Here is an 8987-nt window from a genome sequence, read left to right on the forward strand (position 1 = left end):
TATGTTAAAATCAAAGATATATAAAATTTCAGCAGCACTTGTGTTGATTGCGTTATTGACAGGAGGAATTTGGTACAGACAACTGACTAACCGACACAAAGCAATCGTAAAATCATTTGTATTCGAAAAACTGGGTATAGTCGACAAAGGCTGGAAAGTAGCCAACCTATCGGAAACCTACAAAATGATTTCTCCCGAATTTTATATTGATGGAATTTACAAATCGATGGAGGGACCGAAAGCTTCCAACTATGTACAACTCTCTCAAGACTCAACGGTACTTTGGCTGACCGCGTTTCGGGTAAAAGCACTGACCGCCAAGTCGCTCCAACCGGTCTCCAACGATTTCATTTGTCATACCAACATTGATTTTAACGATGTGAAATATTACAGCTCATTTCATCTCGAAAAAAGAATCGGCTCTCAATATCCGCGATTGACCTCGCTTTCACACGGCATGGAAAATTTCAGTTTCCCGAAAGGATACGGCGTACCCATGAAAGGAAATGAATTACTTTACGTAACAACCGAATCCTTGAATCACAACCTGCCGGATGCCAATTTTTGGATTCGACATGAAGTAGATATACAGTACACTAAAGCGAAAAACATAAAACCATTGATGAGTCGAACCGCCTTTGTCATGTTGCCCTACGACAAATCAAACCCGTACAAACAACCTACAGATCCGGGCACTAATCAGTGTATTCCGGTAGAAACCAAAAATCACAGTTACGATGACGGCAAGGACAATAAATTATCCGGACATTGGGTGATTCCAATTGGAAAAAACACCTACAGAAGCAGTATTAATCAACAGTTACAAATTCAGGACAGCTTGCGACTGCACGCAGCGGCTATACATGTGCACCCGTTTGCAACAGCCATTTCATTGGTTGACAAAACAACTGATAAAGCTATTTTTACCAGCAAAGTGAAAAATCATATAGGAAAAACAGGGATCAGCAGTATCGAACCCTTCTCCTCAGAAACAGGGGTTTGGCTCTACCAAAATCACGATTACGAAATAGTATTAGACGTTAACAATACCACAACAGAACAACAAGACATGATGGGAAGCATGTTCCTGTTTTTTTACGATAAAGAATTGGAAGCAATATTGCAAAAAAACTAAAGCAGCTTGGCAATAATCATTTCTTCCGAAATACCTTCGGCGTCTGCCTTGTAGTTTTTAATAATTCTGTGGCGCAATATCCCCACGGCAACAGCTTTTACATCTTCTATGTCCGGAGAAAATTTACCGTTAAAAGCCGCATGTGCTTTAGCCGCCAAAATCAGGTTTTGCGAAGCTCTGGGACCCGCACCCCAATCGAGGTAATTATTTACATACTCAGAAGCTAACGGACTCTTAGGCCGGGTTTTTCCAACCAAAGTCACGGCATATTCTACCACATTATCAGCCACGGGAATGCGACGAATTAAGTGTTGAAAATCAATAATTTCCTGCGCCTGAAACAACGGATTGATTACCGGTTTTTCATCAGAAGTAGTGCTTTTTACCACCTGAACTTCTTCGGCAAAAGTTGGGTATTCCAATTTGATAGCAAACATAAAACGGTCCAATTGTGCTTCAGGCAACGGGTATGTTCCCTCCTGTTCAATAGGATTTTGCGTGGCCAAAACAAAATAAGGCAATGCCAGTTTGTAATTTTGTCCGGCTATGGTAACGGCTCGCTCCTGCATGGCTTCCAAAAGAGCCGCTTGCGTTTTAGGAGGCGTACGGTTAATCTCATCCGCCAAAATGATATTGGAAAAAATGGGACCTTTGATGAATTTAAACTGACGGTTTTCATCCAAGATTTCACTTCCCAAAATGTCCGACGGCATCAAATCGGGGGTAAACTGAATGCGCTTAAAATCCAATCCCAAAGCCTGAGAAATAGTATTCACCATCAGCGTTTTGGCCAAACCGGGAACTCCGACAAGCAAAGCGTGACCTCCCGAAAAGATGCTGAGTAAAATTTGATCAACAACTTCTTCTTGACCAACGATAATCTTCGAAATCTCTTTCTTGAGTTCAACTCTCTTTTGAACTAAATTTTGAATGGCAGCAACATCAGACATTGTACTGGAATTTTAGGATTAAGCAAGTAACATTTAAAAGCTCTAAACTACAATTATTTTTTCAACCAATTATTAGTAAATACGCAATCTCTGTATTCACCGTTAATTTTGATATAGGTTTCTTTGATTTTTTCATCACTCCACTTACCAATGGCTTTGATTTGCTTTTCTTTCAGTGCTAAATCTTTGATTTTAGTGTAATCTTTAGCATAATCTGCCACGTGTTCATCAATTCTGTTGGTTACGGTGATGATTTTGTATTTTTTTCCGGTTCTCGGATCGTCATCTAAAATAGGAGGTGTAACCGCACCGTTTTTCAGATTGGATACTTCGCTGTACAAACTGGGATCCATCTTGGTCAACTCAAAATGGGTATCTTGTGTTTTGGGGTTAATCAACGTTCCTCCGTTAGCGCGGGTCTCCTTTTCATCCGACATAGTACGGGCAGCTTCAGCAAAAGATATTTCGCCGTTTTCGATGCGTTTTTTAATCAAAGTAATTTTTTCTTTCGCCTCTTTCAAAGCCTGATCAGAAACTTTAGGCATCATCAGTATGTGACGCAACTCTACTTCCTGACCCAATATTTTTTCGACCATAATAATGTGATAGCCGTATTCGGTTTCAAAAGGTTCGGAAATTTCACCTTCAGACAAACTGAACGCCACATCTTTGAATTCTTTCACAAACTGCGTTTTTCGGTTTATTTTATAAAAACCGCCGTTGGCAGCCGATCCGCGATCATCAGAATAAATAACTGCACGGGTTTTAAAACTGGCTCCGGCCAATACTTCGGCCTTGATTTCTTTTAATCTTCGGATAACTCTTTGCTTTTCTTCCTCGCTGATTTTAGGGATAACCACTATTTGGGCTACTTCCATTTCAGCACCGAAAACCGGTAATTCATTGGTCGGAATCGATTTGAAAAAGGTACGGGTTTCTTCGGGTGTAATCTGTACTGATTCGATGATTTTCTTTTGCATCTCGGCACCAAGCTTGTTCATTTTGATGATGTCAAACAATTCGGTTCTGAATTCATCTTCATTATTCTTCTTAAAATACTGCACCACCTTATCCATCGATCCCAATTGGTCAACCATATAGTTGATTTGGTCGTTCATTTTTTCTTTAATCTCTTCGTCTCTGACCACAATACTGTCTTGCACCGCTTGGTGGGCATACAACTTATCTTCCAGCAATTTGCCCAACATCTGACAACGGGTAATGTCTTTTACAGAGTTCCCCTGGCTTGACAATTCTAAAAAAGTTTTATCGATATCCGATTCCAGAATAATATAATCGCCGACAGTGGCAATAACCCCGTCTGCCTTTTGTCTGCTGAGTTTTTTAACCGGTGCTTTGGTCTTCACCGTGTCTTTAATAATTTCCTGAGCATTGGCAAAAAATACAGTACATACTGTGGTGAGTACGACAACTGTAATTTGGCTATTTATAAATTTCATAATCCTTGTTTTTAATGGCATCATCGGTGATTTCTTTTTCAAATTTCTTTATCAATTCTAATTTTCTCTTGTTTAAAATAACTTCCTTCAGCGTCGGCTTGATGTATTCAAACGGAGAAATTTGGTTCTTGTCAATTACGTTGGTAACTTTTATCAAATACACATCATTGTTGTCCTGAATCTGTATTTTTTTGCCGGCACGAATGTATTCATCTCGGTTTCCGGGATTGATAACCGGAAGCTTAACATACACTTGGCTCATATCTATCCAAACGCTGTCATTCAGAGCAAAACTCTTGAACTGCAAAGCGTAAGTTTCCCAGAACTTCTTGTCTTTTTTATTATAATCAAAAAACTTGTTGCTGATGGTTGTAAAACGGGGATTATCTTTTGCCAAATTGATGAATCGCATTCGGACTAAAGTTCCGGTGGTTTTAAAATTCTCCTTATTTTCGTTATAATACTTTTTTAATTCATCCTGACTTACTACGGTATCTACCGTGTTTTTGACCACTTCGTCTATGTAAGCCTTGGTATATAAATCAACTTTATACTGCCTAATCAGGGCGTTGAATTCCGTTTTTTTGGTTTCACTCAGATTCCGCTCGGCGGCATCAATCAGTAACTTTTGGCTGGCCCAACGGTCGATAAAATCCCGAACCATCAAAATACTGTCTTGTTTCGAAGTGCCGGCAGGAACCAATTTGGCAATATCACTCTTGTATAAATAACTTTTTCCGACTCGGGCAATGGATTCCGGTTTTTGTTCTGGCTTAAAATAGTTACAGGAACACGCCATCAAAAGCAAAAAGAGAAAACCGGCTCTTACCATGTTACGGATTTAATTGTTTTTTTACACGCTCAAAAATGTCTTTATTCACTTTCACCGTGAATTCCTGTTTCAAATCATCAACCCAACGTTGTTCAAGGTATTGCTGATAATCGTTCACCACTTTACCCCTGCACTCATCCAGTGTTTTAACCGAGGCCGGAATAACTTTATCTACTTTGGTCACAAAATAATACTCGCCTTCTTTGAAAATATCCGAAATTCCGACTTGGTATTTCATGCTTTTAGGCAATGCATCATTCCCCTCTTCAAAAACACCGCTATTAGTCATGATATTAACGGTATTCCCAACATTCAGTTTGGCTTTGATTTCCTGCGGTTCTGTCTTTTTCTTCAATAAAGCCAGTGCTTTTTTGATTTCATCCATCTTGGTAGAAGAAATAATCGTAACCTCTACTCTATTCTTCCACATGTGCTCCATTTTATGATCATCATAAAACTTTTGCAGCCCGATAGTGTCGTTTTTAGAACGCTCCCAAATTTCCTTTTCCATCAAATCAAACAACAACAATCCGTCGCGGTATTCCTCCATCACATTAGCAAAATCAGGGAATTCATTTTCCAAATTGTCATCGTAATAGGCATTTAGCTGTTGGTCTAAAAACTTCTCGTACAACACATCAACCAGTTTAGAAACCGGCTTCACAGCAATACCCGATTTTTGTTGTTTATCTACATATTCTAAAAAGGTTTTCCCGTCAATCTTCTTCGTATTGATAGTCAATATCGGAGCCGTAAAGTCGTTTACATTAGCCGGAACCGACCATTTCGAATCGTAAAAGGCATCGGTGATTTGTTTGGCAACCAAAGCAAACTGCTTGGCATCTTTTTTATACGAATATTTTTTTCTGAGTTTTTCGTTAAGCGAAGCCGTAATTTTTTTTGAGCGGTCGTCTTTTCCTATTTTGGCTTCCAACTCTCCTTTCATTTCATCCAGTGTTTTTACCGGATGCTTTTCGATGAGTTTGATGATGTGCCAGCCAAATTGAGATTGGAATGGCTTCGAAACTTCATTAGGCTGTTGCAGCGCAAAGGCAGCATTTTCAAATTCTTCCGAACTCAACTGACCCGAACCGAAACGGTTCAGCAATCCGCCTTTAGACGATGACGATTTATCTTCCGAGAATTGTCGGGCCAAATCTTCAAACTTCTCCCCTTGTTGAATTTTTTTATAAATATCGTTAATGGTATTTTTAGCCTTATCCTGATCGGCATCTTCCGGTTTCGGATTCAAAATCATGATATGCGCCACCGTAACTTCGCCGCGGTTGGTTCTGATATCATCCACTTTGATGATGTGGTAACCAAATCGGGTTCTGATAATTTTCGAAATTTTTCCTTTCGGAGTGTTGAATGCGGCACTTTCAAAAGGATATACCATTCGGAATGCGGTAAAATACCCAAGATTTCCTTTGTTTTCTTTAGCCGAAGGATCTTCGGAATACTGAGCAGCCAAAGCACCGAAATCTTCACCGGCAGCTGCTCTTTTGCTTAAATCTTCTATTTTTTTATACGCTTTTAAGGTATCAGCCGGGGTAGCATTTTCATCCACCATAATCAAAATATGAGAAGCTTTGATTTCTTTTTGTAAGCGGTTATACCCTTCTTCAATCAGCTCTTGCGTAATTTTAGTATCGTTAAAATAGTTTTTGGCTAATTGGGCTCGGTAAGATTTTAATTCACTTTGGTACTGCGGATTATTTTGCAGCCCCAATTTGTAGGCTTTGTTTACTTTTAATTTGTACCCGATGAAAAGCTCAAGGTATTGATTTAAATCTTTTTGGGATTCGTCTTTAACCAAGTCGAGGTTCTTTTTGTAAACTCTCGAAAACTCATCGGTGTAATAGGGTTTTTCGTTGATGGTGAATAAAACTTCTTTAGTCTTGTTTTGAGCAAAACCGGTAAAAGTTACGGCTGCTAACATTCCGAAAAACAAATGTTTTATATTCATTGCTGACAATTTTCTTCTTTAAAATGAAACGCTTAAAATTTAATGATAATCTATAAATAAAAGGGTTGTTACAATCAACAAAAGTAACAATTCAATCACATTATACAAGCATAGGCCATAGTATTAACAAAATTTTATTAACACTTCTGTACTAGCCTTAAAGGGCTAAAAATTTAGTTGTCGTATTCCTGTCAAAATAATGAGTAAATAATAGTATTTTTGCAACCTATTTATTGAAAATTATGAGTTTTTTAAAAGAAATACAACGCCGCAGAACCTTTGGAATCATCTCGCATCCCGATGCCGGAAAAACAACACTAACCGAAAAGCTGTTGCTCTTCGGAGGAGCCATTCAGGAAGCCGGCGCGGTTAAAAACAACAAAATCAAGAAAGGAGCTACTTCCGACTTCATGGAAATTGAGCGACAAAGAGGAATCTCGGTAGCCACTTCGGTCTTGGCATTCAACTACAAAGACATCAAAATAAACATCCTGGATACTCCGGGACACAAAGATTTTGCCGAAGACACCTTTCGAACTTTAACCGCTGTAGATAGTGTTATTGTGGTAATTGACGTAGCAAAGGGGGTTGAGGAACAAACCGAAAAACTGGTAGAAGTGTGCCGCATGCGCAACATTCCGATGATTGTGTTTATCAATAAATTGGATCGTGAAGGGAAAGACGCTTTCGACTTGATGGATGAAGTGGAACAAAAGCTGGGCCTGAGCGTTACCCCCTTAAGCTTTCCTATCGGTATGGGATATGACTTTCAGGGCATTTACAATATTTGGGAACAAAACATCAATCTTTTCAGTGGCGACAGCCGTAAAAACATTGAAGATACTATAGCCTTTTCCGATATCAACAGTCCGGAATTGGAAAAAATAATCGGCGAAAAACCGGCAATAAAACTACGGGAAGAGCTGGAACTGATTAGTGAAGTATACCCAAGCTTTGACCGCGAACAATACCTGAACGGTCATTTACAACCGGTTTTCTTCGGTTCCGCCCTAAACAACTTCGGAGTAAGAGAATTGTTGGATTGTTTCATCCAAATAGCTCCTTCTCCAAGACCTAAAGAATCTGAAACCCGCTTGGTAAGACCCGAAGAAGAAAAAATGAGCGGCTTTGTATTTAAGATACACGCCAATATGGATCCCAAACATCGCGACAGGTTGGCCTTCGTTAAAATTGTTTCCGGCACTTTTGAAAGAAACAAACCCTACACTCATGTGCGACTGAATAAAAGTTTGAAATTCTCGAGTCCCAATGCGTTCTTTGCGGAAAAAAAAGAAATTGTTGACGTTTCCTACCCCGGAGACATTGTGGGTTTACACGATACCGGGAATTTCAAAATAGGCGACACCCTAACAGAAGGAGAAATGATGAACTTCAAAGGGATTCCGAGTTTTTCTCCGGAACATTTCCGATACATCAACAATGCCGACCCGCTCAAAGCTAAACAACTCGACAAGGGCATTGATCAATTAATGGACGAAGGGGTAGCGCAGTTATTTACACTGGAAATGAACAACCGCAAAGTAATTGGAACCGTAGGAGCATTACAGTATGAAGTAATTCAATACCGTTTGGAACACGAATACGGCGCCAAATGCAGTTATGAAAACTTCCCGGTTCACAAAGCCTGTTGGGTAAAACCCGATGATGCCAAAAGTGAAGAATTCAAAGAATTCAAAAGAATCAAACAAAAATTTCTGGCCCATGACAAATACGGACAATTGGTATTTTTAGCCGATTCAGAATTCACTATCCAGATGACACAAAGTAAATTCCCTACGGTAAAACTCTTTTTCACTTCTGAATTCGATTAATATATTTAAAATAAATAGTACAATAAGATAATTTTTAAAAATGATTGCTATATTTGCGATACGAATTGATTTTCAACTATGAAGAAGTTTTTTATATTTTTCCTACTGGCATTTGTCTTAATGGCTGATTTTGCCTCATACGCGCAAACATTACCCGGAGATGAATCCGGAGGAGGCGGTGGACTTCAGGATGGCGATCCGCCACCTGCACCAATAAACACGCAATTGATTATTTTAGTCATTTTAGGTATCGCGTTTGTTTTTAACATGTACAGACTGGAAAACAAAAAAGCATAAAAAAACCTCCAACTGAGTTGGAGGTTTTTTTATTGGGTAAGCTGATCATCGCAATTATTATTGTTGACTGACAATATTTTAATCAACTAAAGAACTGGAGTATCTTATGTAACAGTATTAAAAAAAAGCTGACTAAGATTGTTATAACTAATACAACAAAACAGTAATCTGTTCATTTTCTTATTACACCAATAAAAAAGCCTCTCCGTTTCTGAAGAGGCTTTCTGTTTAGTATTGAGATCTACAATTATCGTTTTACCACACGAAGTGTTTTAACTTCATTTCCTTGGGTTACCACTACATTGTATACTCCTGACGCGTAACGATCACCGATAGAAAGTTCTGAAGCCTCTGTAGCTCCTACTTCCAGTTTATCCAGTAATTTTCCGGTCATGTCATAAATAGATACTCCTACTCGCTCCTCGCTTGAGGTAGTCAGGTTCAAGTGGAAGTTATCACTGTATGGGTTCGGATAAGCCACAACCGCAAATGGTACTGCTGTTGAAACTTTA

General features: G+C 39.0%; 8 protein-coding genes. 3 read left to right on the plus strand and 5 right to left on the minus strand.

The window, feature by feature from the left end; genetic code table 11:
- The first annotated feature begins 1 nt into the window (after position 1).
- Positions 2–1135 carry a hypothetical protein gene (locus tag EZL74_RS04580; RefSeq protein ID WP_131475414.1) on the plus strand — a complete coding sequence of 378 codons (1134 nt, stop codon included), beginning with the start codon at positions 2–4 and terminating at the stop codon, positions 1133–1135.
- Here the strand turns inward: EZL74_RS04580 and EZL74_RS04585 are convergent.
- The 4 genes from EZL74_RS04585 to EZL74_RS04600 are packed head-to-tail and all read right to left on the minus strand — an operon-like array spanning position 1132 to position 6346.
- Entirely contained in the window at positions 1132–2085 is a 954-nt protein-coding gene (locus tag EZL74_RS04585) for an AAA family ATPase (RefSeq protein ID WP_131475415.1), read from the minus strand. The two genes, EZL74_RS04580 and EZL74_RS04585, sit on opposite strands and share 4 nt — an antisense overlap.
- Before the next feature lie 53 nt (positions 2086–2138).
- Positions 2139–3566: a peptidylprolyl isomerase gene (locus tag EZL74_RS04590; RefSeq protein ID WP_131475429.1), complete on the minus strand. Its 1428-nt coding sequence runs from the start codon at positions 3564–3566 to the stop codon at positions 2139–2141.
- A complete protein-coding gene (locus EZL74_RS04595) occupies positions 3529–4377 on the minus strand; it encodes a hypothetical protein (protein WP_131475416.1) in 849 nt (282 codons plus the stop codon). The genes EZL74_RS04590 and EZL74_RS04595 overlap by 38 nt, the downstream gene beginning before the upstream one ends.
- A gap of 1 nt (position 4378) precedes the next feature.
- The gene (locus tag EZL74_RS04600) at positions 4379–6346 is read right to left on the minus strand and encodes a peptidylprolyl isomerase (protein WP_131475417.1); all 1968 of its coding nucleotides are present in this window, start codon (positions 6344–6346) and stop codon (positions 4379–4381) included.
- A gap of 242 nt (positions 6347–6588) precedes the next feature.
- On the opposite strand from EZL74_RS04600, the gene EZL74_RS04605 reads away from it, so the two are divergent.
- Both EZL74_RS04605 and EZL74_RS04610 read left to right on the plus strand, forming a co-directional pair.
- Positions 6589–8178, plus strand: a complete 1590-nt coding sequence (locus EZL74_RS04605; protein ID WP_131475418.1) for a peptide chain release factor 3 — start codon at positions 6589–6591, stop codon at positions 8176–8178.
- 78 nt (positions 8179–8256) lie between these two features.
- Positions 8257–8475, plus strand: a complete 219-nt coding sequence (locus EZL74_RS04610) for a hypothetical protein (protein ID WP_131475419.1) — start codon at positions 8257–8259, stop codon at positions 8473–8475.
- Between the two features lie 247 nt (positions 8476–8722).
- Here the strand turns inward: EZL74_RS04610 and EZL74_RS04615 are convergent.
- Positions 8723–8987, minus strand: a 265-nt coding sequence (locus EZL74_RS04615) for a T9SS type A sorting domain-containing protein (RefSeq protein ID WP_131475420.1), incomplete at its 5' end; no start/stop codon positions are given.

The organism is Flavobacterium silvisoli, from assembly GCF_004329815.1.
GTDB lineage: Bacteria > Bacteroidota > Bacteroidia > Flavobacteriales > Flavobacteriaceae > Flavobacterium > Flavobacterium silvisoli.

What these genes read in the sequence shown, in the direction of transcription:
- EZL74_RS04580 (WP_131475414.1), top strand. Translation starts at nt 2, where the DNA reads ATGTTAAAATCAAAGATATATAAAATTTCAGCAGCACTTGTGTTGATT.
- EZL74_RS04590 (WP_131475429.1), bottom strand. Translation starts at nt 3,566, where the DNA reads ATGCCATTAAAAACAAGGATTATGAAATTTATAAATAGCCAAATTACA.
- EZL74_RS04610 (WP_131475419.1), top strand. Translation starts at nt 8,257, where the DNA reads ATGAAGAAGTTTTTTATATTTTTCCTACTGGCATTTGTCTTAATGGCT.
- EZL74_RS04605 (WP_131475418.1), top strand. Translation starts at nt 6,589, where the DNA reads ATGAGTTTTTTAAAAGAAATACAACGCCGCAGAACCTTTGGAATCATC.
- EZL74_RS04595 (WP_131475416.1), bottom strand. Translation starts at nt 4,377, where the DNA reads ATGGTAAGAGCCGGTTTTCTCTTTTTGCTTTTGATGGCGTGTTCCTGT.
- EZL74_RS04600 (WP_131475417.1), bottom strand. Translation starts at nt 6,346, where the DNA reads ATGAATATAAAACATTTGTTTTTCGGAATGTTAGCAGCCGTAACTTTT.
- EZL74_RS04585 (WP_131475415.1), bottom strand. Translation starts at nt 2,085, where the DNA reads ATGTCTGATGTTGCTGCCATTCAAAATTTAGTTCAAAAGAGAGTTGAA.